9 protein-coding genes are annotated in these 16815 nt (G+C 38.4%); all 9 read left to right on the plus strand.

The annotated features are described in order from the left end of the window. Positions 1-9 precede the first annotated feature (9 nt). The 9 genes from Q0983_RS16720 to Q0983_RS16760 all read left to right on the plus strand — a co-directional run bounded on the left by Q0983_RS16720 (position 10) and on the right by Q0983_RS16760 (position 16799). Positions 10-2241, plus strand: coding sequence for a heparinase II/III family protein (locus Q0983_RS16720; RefSeq protein ID WP_299555936.1), 2232 nt, complete (start codon positions 10-12; stop codon positions 2239-2241). Positions 2242-2243: 2 nt separating this feature from the next. Next, positions 2244-4142 carry an NADP-dependent phosphogluconate dehydrogenase gene (gndA, locus tag Q0983_RS16725; RefSeq protein WP_299555938.1) on the plus strand — a complete coding sequence of 633 codons (1899 nt, stop codon included), beginning with the start codon at positions 2244-2246 and terminating at the stop codon, positions 4140-4142. A gap of 16 nt (positions 4143-4158) precedes the next feature. Then, positions 4159-5436: an Nramp family divalent metal transporter gene (locus Q0983_RS16730; RefSeq protein ID WP_299555940.1), complete on the plus strand. Its 1278-nt coding sequence runs from the start codon at positions 4159-4161 to the stop codon at positions 5434-5436. 267 nt (positions 5437-5703) lie between these two features. Next, complete coding sequence (locus Q0983_RS16735; RefSeq protein WP_299555942.1) at positions 5704-8040, plus strand: polysaccharide lyase 6 family protein; 2337 nt, start codon at positions 5704-5706, stop codon at positions 8038-8040. A gap of 4 nt (positions 8041-8044) precedes the next feature. After that, positions 8045-10321: an alginate lyase family protein gene (locus tag Q0983_RS16740; protein ID WP_299555944.1), complete on the plus strand. Its 2277-nt coding sequence runs from the start codon at positions 8045-8047 to the stop codon at positions 10319-10321. Between the two features lie 123 nt (positions 10322-10444). After that, complete coding sequence (locus Q0983_RS16745; protein WP_299555946.1) at positions 10445-10822, plus strand: cupin domain-containing protein; 378 nt, start codon at positions 10445-10447, stop codon at positions 10820-10822. 421 nt (positions 10823-11243) lie between these two features. Continuing rightward, complete coding sequence (locus tag Q0983_RS16750; RefSeq protein ID WP_299555948.1) at positions 11244-14348, plus strand: TonB-dependent receptor; 3105 nt, start codon at positions 11244-11246, stop codon at positions 14346-14348. A gap of 16 nt (positions 14349-14364) precedes the next feature. Then, the gene (locus Q0983_RS16755; RefSeq protein ID WP_299555950.1) at positions 14365-15828 is read left to right on the plus strand and encodes a RagB/SusD family nutrient uptake outer membrane protein; all 1464 of its coding nucleotides are present in this window, start codon (positions 14365-14367) and stop codon (positions 15826-15828) included. A 17-nt stretch (positions 15829-15845) separates the two neighbouring features. Continuing rightward, positions 15846-16799 (plus strand): PKD domain-containing protein, encoded by a 954-nt coding sequence (locus Q0983_RS16760; protein WP_299555952.1) that lies wholly within the window; start codon positions 15846-15848, stop codon positions 16797-16799. Positions 16800-16815: the final 16 nt, after the last annotated feature.

Raw genomic sequence — 16815 nt, forward strand, 5'->3', positions numbered from 1 at the left:
ATCTTGTTTATGAAAGGGCTTGGAACCATATTAGTATTCACAATTTTTATCACGATCAATTCCGGTATTGCTCAAAATATACCATCACATGAAGTAGTATCTGTCAGTGAACTTTCAACATTTTTAAAACCTGAGGTAAAACAAACGTTAGCTCAAAAGGGAAAGATCTCAACGTCAGATTTAGCACAATATTTTAGAGAGACATTCTCTGAACGCTATTTCTACGATTGGAAAAATTTCGATAAGCGTTTTCAATTGTACAAAACCATTTATCCCGAAGCAGAAAAAAATCATGAAACGCGCGCTTTAGACCATATGGCCAAATATTCGGGAACCACAAAATGGAAACTACCGTTCAATTATTTATTTGGAGACCCTGTAAATGCTTATGCCTTACGTCATTTGGCACGTCAGCATAAAATGGTAGACATTGCTTTTTATAGTCATTATCAAGATCAAGGGTCAAAATATGTTGCATATTTTAAAGATCAACAGAAATCTTTAAATGCAGCTTTAGAATCCGGTAATTACGAAAAAATTGAAGATGGTAACGGAGTTTATGAAGCTTTTCGTTCCGGGTATCGCGTATTAAACTGGTTACAGATCCATAATATGTTTTTGGGTGAGGATGCCTATACCGATGAGGACCAATTAAGAACCATTGCTACTTTGCTACAACACGGTTCCCATTTATATGAGACCAACCGGGAATTTCATTCCGGGAATCATCAAACCAGGGGGGTATCGGCCTTAGCTATGATTTCTATTTTGTTGAGAGATTTTGTCGATACAGATCTGTGGTACGATCGTGCGATGCAACTGTTGGAAGCGCATTTATCAAAAGAAATAAATGAAGATGGTTTTCAGTTTGAACGAACAGTACACTATCATATGAGCGATATTGGTAATTATTATTACGTATATCAGTTGGCTCAGATCAGTAACATTAAAGTGGGTGATTTTTGGGAAAATCGTTTAAGATCGTTGTTCTCCACATTGATAAAGATAGCTTATCCGGATAAATCGGCACCGGTACTTTCCGATGATACCGATAGGCCCTGGGCAGAAAAAAATGATATTTCAGGAGCACTTACGTTAGGGTATTTACTTTTCAATGATCCTGAAATGGGCTATTTCGCCAATGATCATGTGGAGGCTAAAATGTACTGGTATTTAAATGAACAACAATTAGGAATGCTCAGTAATATTCAATCTAAAAAACCGGAATATCAGTCACTGCATTTCCCTGAAACCGGGTATTATGTTATGCGTGATGGCTGGAATGACAGGGATAATATGATGATCATTTCAGCGGGATTGGATGATCTAAAACCAGACCATCAGCATGGTGATATGTTAGGCATTCAGGCCATGGCTAATGGAAACGTTATATTACCCAATTACCAGGTGCGCTACTACTTAAAGGACCTGGAATTATTCAAAAATTCTTTGACCAAAAATGTTGCTTTGGTAGATGATGAACTTCAAGGTAAGCAATATACATCCAATAAAGGGGGGAGTGGCTTTGGAAAGTTTAAAGCATTACCGAACCCTGAAGTTATTACATGGCATTCAGATGACAATGTTGATGTATTTGTTGGAACTCATGACGGTTTCGAAAATATTGGCGTAAACTATTCGCGACAGGTCATTTATTTAAAAAATGATTTTTGGATAGTAAAAGATAATTTTAGTTCTGAAGAGGAGCATATTTACAAACAGATATGGCAAGGTCATTTTAGTACTGAGAATGGGCCAAATCTGATCAGAACCACATTTGATGATGGTTCCGGGCTGGATATTTTTCAACTTGAAAGTGTAGATGGGGTTAAAACGGATGGGCGAAGAGGAAAAGAATGGGCTATTGTTTCTAAGGATGCCGCTCAAAAGTATAGTTTCATTACACTGGTTTTTCCCTTCAGTACTTTCGATAAACGAATTGATGAAAACCTGGATAGCCCGAACCTGAAAGGCTGGAAATTGAATGCTTCAAAATGGAAAAATGATTCCGGGCATGGCATGTCATTGACCAAAGAAGAAACCTCAATTTACTTTTCGGTTAGCTCCTTGGAATTTGCGGATACCAGAATAAGTTTCAGCGATACTGTGGATGTTTTGGTGAACACCGGGAACAACCGTCTGAAAGTACAATTGTTAAGTGGTGATAAAATCAATGGTATAATTACTAGAAAAGGTGTTGCACAATCTGTTATTTTTACATCAACTATTAATACATTTTAATAATGACTGTAAAAAAGAACAACGTGATTTTCATTATGGGAGTTTCCGGTTGCGGAAAGACCACTATTGGAAACTTGCTTGCGGAATCCCTTAGAATACCATTTTTTGACGGTGATGATTTTCACTCACAAGCTAACGTAGATAAAATGAGCAACGGTATACCGCTTAATGATGAAGACCGGTATGGCTGGCTGCAAACCTTAAATGGCCTGGCCAAAGAACAATTGGAAAAGCAATCTTGTATTATCGTTTGTTCGGCCCTGAAACAAAGTTACCGGGATCTATTATCCCAGGGTATTGAAAAGCATACCAAATGGGTACATCTGGCTGGGACATTCGATCAAATAGAAGCACGTATCAATAACCGTTCAGATCATTTTATGAGTTCTGCTTTGTTGCAATCCCAGTTTGATACTTTAGAACAGCCAACAGATGCTTTAACCATTGATATCAGTTTAAAACCGGAAGATATTGTTGAAAAAATACGAGAAGAAATAGACATGAAATCAGAATTTGGCCTATTTGGTTTGGGGGTCATGGGTAAAAGTTTAAGTAGAAACTTGGCTAATAATGGTTTCAGGGTGTCTTTGTTTAACAGGCATGTTGACGGTTTGGAAGAAGATGTAGCCGTCAATTTTAAAAATGAACATGAAGAATTGGCATCAGCCCTGGCTTTTGATGATATCGAAGCCTTTGTCAATTCGCTGCAACGACCAAGAAAGATCATGCTCATGGTTAATGCGGGAAAAACCATTGATATTGTTATCGATTTGCTCATGCCGCATTTGTCAGAAGGCGATATTATTATTGATGGCGGAAACTCAAATTATAACAAGACCAAAGCGCGGTTTGAGTACTTAAAAGCAAAGCAAATGCATTTTATAGGTACAGGTGTTTCGGGTGGAGAAGAAGGTGCGTTAAAAGGGCCTTCTATTATGCCAAGCGGTGCTAAGGAGGCTTATAAAAACGTACAGCCGTATTTAGAAACCATTGCTGCAAAAGATGAAAACAAGCTGCCTTGTTGTACCTATGTTGGACCGGAAGGCAGCGGGCATTTTGTTAAGATGGTACATAATGGTATTGAATATGCCGAAATGCAATTGCTGGCCGAGGTGTTCAGCATCCTTTCGGCCACAGGAAAAGATCCGGATGAGATAGCCGATATATTGGAAGGTTGGAAAGTTACGGCTAACAGTTATTTACTGGAAATTACTGTTGATATCCTTCGGAAAAAAGAAAATAAAGATTGGTTGATCCATAAGATCCTGGATAAAGCCGGTAATAAAGGAACCGGTAATTGGGCAACTATTGCCACGGCTCAGTTGGGTGCTCCAAGTACCATGATGGCGTCAGCATTATTTGCCCGTTATATATCCTTTTATAAAGACGATAGGGTAGAAGCACAGCAGCATTATGGAAGCCATAATGATTTGAGTTTAGAGGTTTCGTCAGAAGCGTTATTGAATACCTATCAGTTTGCCAGAATTATTAATCATCATCAGGGGTTTGGTTTAATTCAGCAGGCATCAGGAACGTATCATTGGAATATCAATTTAAGCGAATTGGCGCGTATCTGGACAGGCGGCTGTATTATCAAATCGAGCCTGATGGTTGAACTGGTAGAAATCCTTAAAGACACCGATTCAATTTTAAAAAGTGAAACTATAATTAAACAAATAAAGGCTTTAAAACCGGATGCCAACAAAGTAGTTTCTGAATGTATTTTAAATGAATTACCGGTGCCCTGTTTAAGTGAGGCGCTGAATTTCTTTAATGCCTTTACTACGGCTGATTCATCGGCAAATATCATTCAGGCGCAACGTGATTATTTCGGAGCGCATACCTATCAAAGAACAGATGATGGCTCCGGAAAATTTTACCATACCAACTGGAGTGAATAACCATTAAAACCACCACATGATGCCAACATCCGAAACTAAAAAGTCGCTATTGAAAAAGATCATTGCTTTAGTCTTAAGTTTTGGCCCCGGCATATTTGCAATTGGCTATACTATCGGAACCGGAAGTGTAACCTCCATGATTGTGGCAGGAAGTACTTATGGTATGCAACTGCTTTGGGTGCTTTTATTGAGCTGTTTGTTCTCCGGGATCTTAATGTTTGCTTATGGGAACTATGGTTTGATAACCGGTGAAACAGGACTATATGGTTTCAAAAAGTATATCAAAGGAGGCAAGGTTTTGGCTATCATGGTGATTATTGGTATTTCTTTTGGACAGTGGAACTCGTTAATGGGTATTTTGGGTATTTCGGCCAATATGCTCTACGAGATTTTTGCTATGAATTTTGACGGACTGGAACATTATAAATATGAAACCGTTTTGATCATAGCTATAGTTATCATAGCTGTTTTTTACGGATTATTGCTAGTTGGTAAATATACCTTCTTTGAAAAAATATTGGTCATTTTTGTGACGTTTATGGCACTGTCCTTTATAGTGTCATTGTTTTTTGTGTATCCGTTACCAAAAGATGTGGTCATGGGATTAATACCTTCCATACCGGATGTTCCGGGAGGTAAAATGATGGTAGCGGCTTTTGTGGGCACCACCATGGCGGCAGCTACGTTTTTGTCGCGCCCGCTCTTTGTAAAAGGAAAAGGTTGGACTATGGACCACTTACAGCAGCAAAAGAAAGATGCCATTACAGCGGCCATTTTAGTGTTTATAATTAGCGGTACAGTCATGGCAGTAGCCTGCGGTGCTTTGTTTCACCAGGGGAATCCGGTAACCAAAGTGCTTGATATGGCAAATACCTTAGAACCCGTTGCAGGAAATCTGGCCGTTAGCATTTTCTTTTTCGGAACACTCAGTGCGGGTTTATCATCCATATTCCCCTGTTTATTAATTGCCCCTTTGTTATTGGCAGATTACCAATCCGGTACTTTAGACACTAGTTCCCGCCAATTTAAGATCATCACGTTTATTGCCTGTTTAGTGGCTTTGATCGTTCCCGTATTTGGAGCTAACCCCATTGAAATGCAAATATTGTCCCAGGTATTCAATGTGTTTGTGTTGCCGATAGTTATACTGGGGATCATATTACTGGTTAATAATAAAAAAGTGATGAAAGGGTATAAAACCGGTGTTTTTGTGAATGTAGGTTTAGCAGCGTCACTACTTTTCGCCTGTATTATTTCCTATAACGGGGTTCTAGCGCTTTTTGAGTATTTCTAAAACCCATACATGGGTCTCTCGCAAAGGCGCGAAGACGCAAAGTTTTAACGACTTCAATATCCCTTTGAGGGGATCATAGGGGTGTTTTTCTTCCCTTTGAGGATTATCGAAATGAAAATAACGAGCGCAGCTCTATAGGAGTATCACCTTCTTCGTACTTCCAACTTCGTACTTCTAACTTCAATCAAACATTTTAACACTATTTATTTGTATACTAAATAATTATATGTATTTTTGGTAAACCAAACTGGTTAACCAATTTAAATTATGCATAAGACACCACATTTTTTATACGTTTCCTTCCTCTTATTAATTGTGTTTTCATGCAATAAATCTGGTGAAGCAGGTATCCTTGTTAAAGATTTAACCGCATATAATGAAGCGGTTTCCAAAGCACAACCGGGAGATATTATTGTACTCGCCAATGGTGTTTGGAATGATGCCGAATTGGTTTTTGAAGGCCAGGGTACCAAAGAAAATCCTATTAAACTTTCTGTTGAAGAAAAGGGAAAAGTCACTTTGGAAGGCCAATCCAATCTTCAAATGGCAGGACAGCATCTGGTTGTAGAGGGTTTGGTGTTCAAAAACGGGTATACGCCAACTAATGCGGTCATCTCATTCAGAAAGAATAAAGAAGAAATAGCAAATAATTGCCGTTTGACCGAATGTGTGATTGACAATTATAACAATCCCGAACGCCTGGTTCAGGATTACTGGATAACGATTTACGGCAAAAATAACCGAATTGACCACAATCATATATCAGGTAAAAAGAATTTAGGTGTTACTATGATCGTTGGTTTGGATACCGAAGCCAGTAGGGCTAATCATCATCGAATAGATCATAATTATTTTGGTCCACGGCCTACTTATGGTAATAACGGCGGAGAGACTTTGCGAATAGGAACTAGCCATTACGCTTTAGAGAGTTCAAATACTTTAGTGGAAGCGAATTATTTTGACCGATGTAACGGTGAGCACGAGATCATCTCGAACAAATCCTGTCAGAATACATTTAAGTATAATACGTTTTTTGAGTGTACCGGTACCCTGACCATGCGTCATGGCAATGAAACTTTGGTGGATGGCAATGTGTTTATGGGTAACGGAAAACCCAGTACAGGTGGCGTGCGTGTGATCAATGAAACTCAAACAGTTATCAATAATTATCATTTCGGATTAACAGGCTACCGTTTTAGGGGCGCTTTTGTTATGATGAACGGCGTACCTGATTCACCGGCAAATCGCTATGTGCAGGTGACTGATTCTAAAGTGAAGCATAATGTGTTTGTGAATTGCAATCACATTCAGTTATGTGCCGGAAGCGATGCAGAGAGAAGCGCGGTGCCAATCAATTCAGAAATTTCGGAAAACATTTTTTATCATGATTCCAGGGATAAACTATTCACGGTTTATGATGATATAAGTGGTGTTACATTCAGTAATAATATTATTGGGATCAATATAGAGACCGGTATAGCTCAAGGTTTTGAAAAAGCAAATATGCAACTGGCTAAGAACGCACAAGGGTTTTTAATTCCGAAATCCGATCAGATCAAAACCCCTATAGCTATTAGTCCGGAAATAGCAACAAAAGAAAATACCGGTGCCACCTGGTATTCAAAAAGTGAATCGTTAGTGGCATTAAACAGCGGAAAAACTATTCATGTAAAAGCGGGGTTGAATAGTTTGTTTGATGCTGCTAATAATTCTCAACCCGGAGATATTTTAGAACTTGAATCCGGTGGAACCTATGTAATCACTAAGGCGGCCAAAGTAAAACACCCGCTTACATTTAAAACATCGGGCGATGAAAAAGCCACTATTCTATTCGAACGTATGATGGCTTTCGAGATCCAGAACGGCGGCAGCTTGTCTTTGGAAAATTTAAAGTTTAACGGAGCCAGTTCGCCTGATTATGCCGGAAATTCGGTAATCAGTACCAGTAAAAGATCCATGACAGAAAACTACAAACTGTTCATTGATAATTGTCTGTTTGAAGACTTTGTGGTAAACCATTCGTTTGATGTGTTACGAGTATCTAAAGGCACCTTCGCCGATACTATAAGCATAGCTAATTCCGCATTCAAGAATATTACGGGGCATATTATGGCTCTGGATAAAGAAACTGACGATATTGGTGCTTACAACGTAGAATACGTAATTATGAAGAATAATGTATTTACTGATGTCCAGGGAACCGCCCTAAGATTGTACCGTGGTGGAAAAGACGAAAGTACTTTCGGTCCGTTTTTAGAAGTGAACCACAATGTGTTTGATAATGTAGGCCACGGTAAAAAGAATAAATTCAATACAGCGATGTCCTTATACGGCGTTCAGGTTAATGACATTAACAATAATATCTTTAACAATTCAAAAGGCTTGAATATGCATTTGGTGGTTGGAGAGCCTATAGTAAATGTATTGAACAACAATTTTTATAAGTCTGATAAAATCACGGTGACAGGGAATGAAAAATACAACGTGCAAAATCTGTGGGAGTTAGATCCGAAGTTTGAAGGAGACAGTTTTGTGCTTTCAGGCAAATCGCCTTTAAAGGGAAAAGGAACCGATGGGGCAGACCTTGGCATAATTTCTAAATAATACTATGAACATTTTAAGATATATAAAATCAGGTTTATTATTAGCACTTGCGATAGCCATTACTGTGTCGTGCAAAGAAAAAGAAAGTAGGGAAACCGTTACCTCTTCCAATTCAGGGCATCCGGGGTTAGTATTGACCCAACAAGGCGTTAAGGCTATCAGGGCTAATTTGGGTTCTATACCCATTTTTGATACATCATTGGCAGCAACTAAAGCAGAGATAGATGCTGAAATGGAAAATGGCATTGAAGTCCCTGTTCCAAAGGATTATTCAGGAGGGTATACCCACGAACGTCATAAAAGAAACCTTTTAGTACTTCAGAAAGCAGGCGTTTTATACCAGATTTTGGAGGATGAAACCTATGCTAAATATGTAAAGGATATGTTGTTTGAATATGCCAGACTATATCCAACATGGCCGGTGCACCCTAAACCGCGTTCCTATGCCAGGGGCAAAATATTTTGGCAATGTTTAAATGACTCTAACTGGTTGGTATACACCAGTCAGGCTTACGATTGTATTTATAATTATTTAACAGAAGAAGAACGCAATACACTTGAAACAGATCTTTTCAGGCCGTTTGCTGATTTTATTTCAAAAGAAAATCCGCAGTTTTTTAACAGGGTTCACAACCATAGTACCTGGGGCAATGTGGCTGTTGGTATGATCGCTTTGGCTATGGATGATGATAGTTTGTTGCAACGTGCGCTTTATGGCGTAAAAGATGTGAATCTGGATGCAAATATGAAAGATAATGACGGAGGGTATATAAACAGGGATGGCAAAGTGGGCTTTTTTGCTAATCTTGATGAACCCTTTTCACCGGATGGCTATTATACCGAAGGCCCTTATTACCAGCGGTACGCTTCGTATCCGTTTTTAATCTTTGCTCAGGCACTGCAAAATAAAAAACCGGAACTAAAGGCATTTCAGTATAAAGACAGTGTGCTTTTAAAAAGTGTTACTGCGTTGATCAATCTATCCGATGCAGATGGCGAATTTTTCTTATTGAACGATGCTCAAAAGGGGATGTCTTATTATGCCAGGTCTTTGGTGTCGGCAGTAGATATCGGTTATCATTTTGGAGGTAATAACCCGGAGTTGTTAAGTATTGCTGAAAAACAGGGAAAGGTAACTTTGGATGATGCAGGTTTGGCTGTGGCTTTAGGAATTAAAGATGGAAAAGCGCAGCCTTTCAGTAAAAAATCGATAGAATTATCTGACGGCCCTAATGGCGATCAGGGTGCTGTAGGCATTTTAAGAAGTGGTGATTTGGAATTGGTCTATAAGTACACAGCACATGGTTTAAGTCACGGGCATTTTGATAAATTATCATATGCATTATTCGATGAAGGTGATGAGGTAGTTCAGGATTATGGTTTGGCGCGTTTTGTGAATATTGAACAAAAGGGCGGTGGTAACTATTTAAAAGAGAACAAGACCTGGGCCAAACAAACCGTAGCACATAATACGTTGGTTCAGAATGAAACCTCCCATTTTGAGGGTAAGTACGATATAGGAAGTCAACATCATTCAGAGACCTATATTTTCAGTGTGGAGGATGAAAACCTTCAGGTGGCCAGTGCCAAAGAAAATAATGCTTATCCGGGAACACAATTTCATAGAACCATGGTGGCGATTAAGGATAAAGATTATGATAACCCTTATGTACTCGATATTATGAGAGTGACTTCGGAAACTTCCAACCAGTATGATTTACCGTTTTACTATTTAGGGCAAATTATGCAAACCAGTTTTGAATATTCAAAATTGGAGGTTCCGGAGGTTTTAGGAAAGAAAAACGGGTACCAGCACTTGTATAGAGATGCAGATGCTACTGCTGATGGCGGTAATGTAAGGTTAAATTGGTTATTGAATAACAAGTTCTACTCTTATACGGCAACAACATCAAATAAAGACGAAATCATTTTTGGAAGAATTGGAGCAAACGACCCGGAGTTTAACCTTAGAAACGAACCAACCCTGATCCTGAGAAAAAAGAATGTTAAAGAGGCCTTGTTTGTATCTGTCATTGAGTCGCATGGAACATATAGTCCGGTGTCTGAATTTGCAGTTAACGCCTATAGTAATATTAAAAATTTGGCTGTAGTTCATGATTCAAAAGCATATTCAGCAGTCCGGATTGAAATGAATAACGGCAAACAAAACCTATTCATTATTTCAAACGAAAATAATGATGCTAATAACGAACATAACCTTTCTATAGAGGATAAAAACCATACGTGGAAAGGGCCATATACATTAATAAACTTAAATTAAAACAATATGAAATGAGCCATAATAACTATACGATAATAACCATCGAAATGCGTTGCATTGAGCTTGTCGAAATGTTTAATGGCGAATTACATCTAACAAGTAAAAAACAATAAAAATAAAAAGATGAAACGATTTAGTGAAAAATACATCATCACAAAAGACATGGAATGGGAAGCGCTAGGTGGAGGTGTATCAAGAAAATTCTTAGGTTACGATAACCAAATTATGATGGTAAAAGTGAAATTTGAAAAAGGCGCTTTAGGGAGTCCGCATCAACATTTTCACACGCAAGCTACCTATTGTGTTTCGGGTAAATTTGAATTCGAAATTGATGGCGTAAAGCAAATAGTAGAGGCAGGAGATGGTGTGTATATTGAGCCTAATTTATTACACAGTGCAGTTTGTTTGGAAGCTGGGATACTAATTGACACATTTAGTCCTGTAAGAGAAGATTTCTTAAGCGGTGGCGGGGTATCTTATTTTGGCGATAAACAGTCCTAGGAAAAACATCTGCTGGTCCAATTCGTGAAGATTTCATGGAATAATACTGTTAAAATTCAAATTTAATTTGATTTAACAAAAAAATAACATATATTTGGAAAACCAATCTGGTAAACCAATTTGGTTCACCAAAAAAATAACTAAACTAAATGTATAACACTTCTAAAAAAATCAATCTTATATGGGTGAAAAATGAAAAAAGGACGGGTGCACGCCCATCCTTTTAAACTATTTACTTCTTGTCGGAGGGAAGTAAACTTTTATACACGTTATTGCTAATCAATAAACATGCATTTTCAAAACTACAAAAAATTGTTGGAAGATTCTGTTTTTGTTAGTGATTAGTGTTAGTTGATAAACCGATGATTTAGTATAAAAGCATACTAATCAGACATAACAATTTTAACTAAAAAAATAAATTATGAATTTAAAACTTAAGCTAACTCTAATTACAATATTGTTTTTCAATATTGTACTGATTGCACAGAATGGAATTACCGTGAAGGGTACTGTGGTGTCTGCTACAGATAATATTCCGATTCCTGGTGTAAATGTTATTGTGGTAAATACAACCACAGGTACTACCACAGATTTTGACGGTGCCTATCAAATTCAGGTAAATGAAGGTGATGTTCTTCAATTTTCTTACGTTGGGTTTCAGTCTCAAACGGTTATTGTTGGAGATCAAACTACGATTAATGTGTCACTGGCTGAAGATTTAGCACAGCTTGATGAGGTGGTGGTTGTAGGTTATGGTACAAGAAAAAAATCGCATTTAACAGGAGCGATATCTCAGGTAGTCAATGAGGATCTGGACCAAATAGCAGTATCGCGAGTAGATGATGCTCTAATTGGTCAGGTATCAGGGGTAAACATACAGGCAACCAATGCGGAGGCCGGTGGAGCTCCTACCGTTACAATTAGGGGTTTTGGTTCTGTAACAGCCGATTCCGGTCCGGCACTGGTGGTTGACGGTGTTGTGGTGAGTTCGGAGTTTCTGGCCAATATAGATATGAATGATGTGGAATCTTTTGAGGTATTAAAAGATGCGGCTTCTGCTGCTATTTACGGTAGTGAGGGGTCTAATGGTGTCATCATGATTACCACAAAAAGTGGTAAGGAAGGAAAAACAAGATTCAGTTACCAAACCTATGTTGGGAGAAAAGAAGCACATGGCAGTGATGACTATAGAAAGAGTGTTTCAGATTGGCTGGAAATAGAGCAGGCAGCAACAGGAACGCTTTCTGAAGAGAGTGTATATATGCAGGCTTTAGTTTCTGTTACAGGTGTTGATAGAGACTGGCAGGATGTTTTCTTTAACGGAGGAACGGTGACAAGCCATTCTTTTGCTGCACGTGGAGGCAGTAAGAATACTAAATTCAGTACATCTCTGAGATATCTTGGGGATGAGGGCGTTGTTATAACTGACGATTATAAGTTGTATACCGGGACATTAAAGTTGGATTCCAAACTAGGAGATAAATTAAAATTTGGAATTAGAGCTACACCGTCCTATACAAAACAAAGAAGATTGCCTACATCGATACATAATCCAATCCGTCAATCGCCATGGTTACCAATTTATCATACTGCAGAAACGCTTCAGTTCATTAACCGGGATACATATCCGAATGTCGGTGTTGGGGATTATTTTTATGAGAATCACCTGATTGAATTAGATTTTGATGGCGATGGTAGTGATAACAGACCGCGTACTTCCGGTGATTCAAATCCTTATGCGCAGTATGTGGAAAGAGAGCATTATGAGTTTAATACTAAACTTTTTGGTTCCACATACTTCAGCTATGAAATTTTAGATGGGCTTATAGCAAAAACATCTCTGGGGATCACGCTGGAGCAAAGAAAAAGAACGCGTTATGATGGTACGGAACACCATGCCGCCGGAGCCAGTAGAGCGCAATATAATTTGCAGAACAGATACCGTACAAGATTAATTTCAGATAATACATTATCCTATACTAAAGATTTTGGCAAGCATGAATTTGATTTTTTGGCCGGTATGACCATTCAGCAAAGAAAAAGTGAGGAGAGTATCATCATCGGTAATGGCTATACTAATGATCTGCTTAAAAACCTGCAAGGGGCAACGGCCATTGCTACGTTTCAAGAGACTAATACCGAGTTAAAAAAAGTAGGTTATTTTGGTCGAATTAACTATGCTTACGATAATAAATACCTGGTATCTGCTTCTTTTAGAAGGGATGGTAGTTCGGTGTTTGGTGTAGATAGTAAATGGGGTAATTTCCCGGCGTTTTCAGTAGGTTGGAATGTTGCTAATGAACCGTTCTTAGAAGATAGCGAAGTGATAAATAACCTGAAATTCAGAGCGAGTTATGGTTTCACAGGAGCCGAAAATTTTAATGTAGGTAATGCTATTATAAATTCATGGCCCTATTTAGCATTATTACAAAATTCTAATGCCGTTGTAAATGGTAGTATTACTGCCGGCGTTTCCTCGCTTAATATTGCAAATACATTATTACAATGGGAGGCATCGGAAGAATTCAATCCTGCAGTAGATTTTGGACTGTTTAATAACAGAATATCCGGGTCTGTAGATTACTATGAAAGAACCAGTGACCAGTTATTATTGAATAATCCGGTATCTTATATCACCGGTTTTTCCGGAGGTATCGTAAACCTGGGTAAAGTGCAAAATAGAGGATGGGAACTGGAGTTAAGAACAAAGAATATTACCAATGAGAAATTTTCATGGAATTCAACTTTAATTGCATCTACCAATCAAAATGAATTACTTGCCTTTGGAGACTCTAATAATGCCTTAATAGAGGATACCTACGGTAGAAACTCACAATGGATTAACCGAATTGGTGAACCCATATCATCGTTTTGGGGCTTTGTTGTAGATGAGGAAGCTTACGACGATACCAGTTTCAGAACAACCTATGTTGATAAACCCTGGAATAGGATTAATGGTCAGGCCGATGATACCATAGTAAAAGATTTAAATGGGGATGGTTTGATCACAGATGATGACAAAACCATTTTAGGTGATCCATATCCGGACCTGGTATATAGTTTTACAAACGAATTTAAATTCGGAAACTTTGATTTCTCTTTTATGATACAGGGAAGCTTAGGAGCTCAGGTAAATAATATTGGAGATCAATATTTCTTTAATTGGTTTGGTAACAGAACAAGAAGTGGCGGAGCCGCACAGGCAGTTGCAGATGGTTTAGTTCCGGATGAGTCTTTCATTCAGGAAAAGGTATTGACAAGTGAAGTTATTGCAAGTGCCGATTACTTTTCATTACGTAATATCAACCTGGGATATAATATGCCGGACGATGTTACATCAAAATTGGGGTTGTCAGGATTAAGGCTTTATGCAACAGCTCAAAACCTGTTATATATTACGGCCGATGATTACCATGGTTTTAACCCGGAGCATATAGATGGATCTAATCCAAGGGCCTATGGATCTCAAAGAGCCGGTACGCCTATATTTAAAACAATAACACTGGGTTTAAATATTGATTTCTAATAAAAAAAAATAAATTATGAAAAACATAAAATATATAATCTTAGCCATTACAGGATTTGTGTATACGTCGTGTAGTGATGAGTTTTTAAATCCACTGCCGGATACGGCAGTTGCGGTAGAATCATTTTACCAGTCTGATGAAGATGTGCTGGCCGGTGTTATTGGTATATATGATGCCCTTCAGGGAGTTAATGAAAATACAACAACAAGTATTATTGTCGCTAACAGAGGTGTTCAGTTTGAACATCTGTTAACGGAACATCGTACTGATAATACAAGAAATGCAACCTTGGAAGGATCAAAATCCGATTTTCACAGATATTTGGTTAATGCGAACAATGTAGAATCCGAGGATTACTGGCAATCTATGTATGAAGTTATTTTTAGAGCCAATAATATCATGGACTTTATGGATATTGCAAATGAGGGAAACAGGGCAAAGTATACGGGAGAAGCTAAATTTTTAAGAGCCTTTGCTTACTTTAATTTAGTAAGGTTGTATGGCGATGTACCATTAGTAACCCGAGTAGTGAACCCCGAAGAAAATGATTTACTGTTTACCAGGGTTTCTACCACACTGGTTTATGAACAAATAGTGGCCGATTTACAGGAAGCTATTAATACTTTGGATAATACGCATAAGTCCAGAGCGTCTAAAGCTGCGGCCCAGGCCTTGTTGGCAAAAGTATATTTAACACAAGGAACAAACTATTCCCAGGCGCAACAGTTATGTGAAGCCATTGTCACTGGTGGCGAGTTTGATCTAGAAGCTAATTTTAGTGATGTGTTTTATTCTGAATTGAATGATGAAATTATTTTCGCCATTCAATATTTGGCAGGTGATGCTAATGAAAGTCAAAGTTTTTCATCTGAATTTACTTCGGCGTTCCGTCAGGGAAGAGAGGATGGTCAAAACATAGTTAATGCTAACCTTAAAGCTGATTTTGAGGCATTTGGAGGGAATAGAACAGCGGTTTCTATTACTGATCTAAATGGTGTCTTAGAAATTGATGAGAATGAAGTTGCCAAGTTTTTACCAGAAGGTTCTGATATTACAACGTCGCCTCCTACCTATGGAGGAAATGCGCGTAACGCAGGGAATGACTATATAGCACTGCGCTATGCCGATGTTTTATTAATGCATGCAGAAGCCATTTTAGCCGGTGGTGTTGAAACAACAAGTTCGGCGGCTATAGATTCCTATATGGCAGTAAGGGTTAGAGCAGGATTTGATCCTGTGGCCGATCGTCCTTCGATACTTACCAAAGAAGCTTTGCTTTTGGAAAGACGTGTTGAATTAGCATTTGAAAATCAACGTTGGCATGATTTAATTCGTTTTGGTGTGGCCGATAACGTATTAAGCGCACATGCCATTGAAATGGGCTATGGAGATTATAGTACCAGAGCATTATTATTGCCTATTCCGGCAAGAGAAATTAATTTGAGCAAAGGGCTTTTAACTCAAAACCCCGGGTATTAATCTAAAAATTGTTAGACATGAAAAAAAGAATAAATATTTTCGGAAAGACAACAAGGTTGTTCTTATGTTTAGTTACTGCCAGTTTCATGGTTGGTTGTGTTGGAGATGAACTTTTTAGAGACGAATTACCGGATACAGGAACGCAGGTGGATAATATTTTACCGTCGGCAGACTTTTCCTATATACCTGATGCAGCTGATTTTAAAAAAATTAAGTTTACCGATCTTTCTTCGGAAGCAACTGATTATTTGTGGGATTTTGGAGGTGGAGCCACTTCGGAACTGAGAGACCCTACACATATTTTTACTGCAGGGGAAGGTACATATCCTGTAACATTAACGGCCAGCGATAAAAATGGAGCATCTAACTCTAAAACAATAGATGTTGTTGTTGTAGATAAATTTGTACCACTTCCGGTAACTATAATAAATGGGGATTTTGATGATGGTCAAAATGATTGGAGATTCTCTTCTTTCACGGGCGGAACAACAAGTCCTTTCAACTCAAGTTCTGACGGGTCTTTTACAAATTACGATGGCTCGGATAACGGCGCTAAAACGGCAGGTGCTAAATGGACAAAATCCACTTCGGCAGGCGCTTATTTAAGTTCTAATACAAGATATGCCTATCAGGCAATCATTGTATCCCCTACAACACCGGAGCGTACCGTTAAGTATATTTTGGAATATGAATACGCCATTAAAACTCCGGCAGAACAAACAGGTGTAGCTCCCGGAGGCAATCGAATTATTTCAGAGGTTTTAGATGGTCATTTTTCTGACGGTGCTAATGCAGTAGCAAGTACACCGGTTTCACAGTTTATCGCAACTGAAGTTAAGGGAAAAACGGTTCATACATTAGTCGAGCAGGAATTCACTACGAATGCCAGTGGTGAAATGGCAATCATGTTTTATGCAGTAACAGATGTAGATGTGTATATAGATAATGTTAAAGTTTATGCAGCGAACTAATTGTAAAAGTCGAAAA

The sequence above is a fragment of the Seonamhaeicola sp. genome (genome assembly GCF_028281565.1).
GTDB lineage: Bacteria > Bacteroidota > Bacteroidia > Flavobacteriales > Flavobacteriaceae > Seonamhaeicola.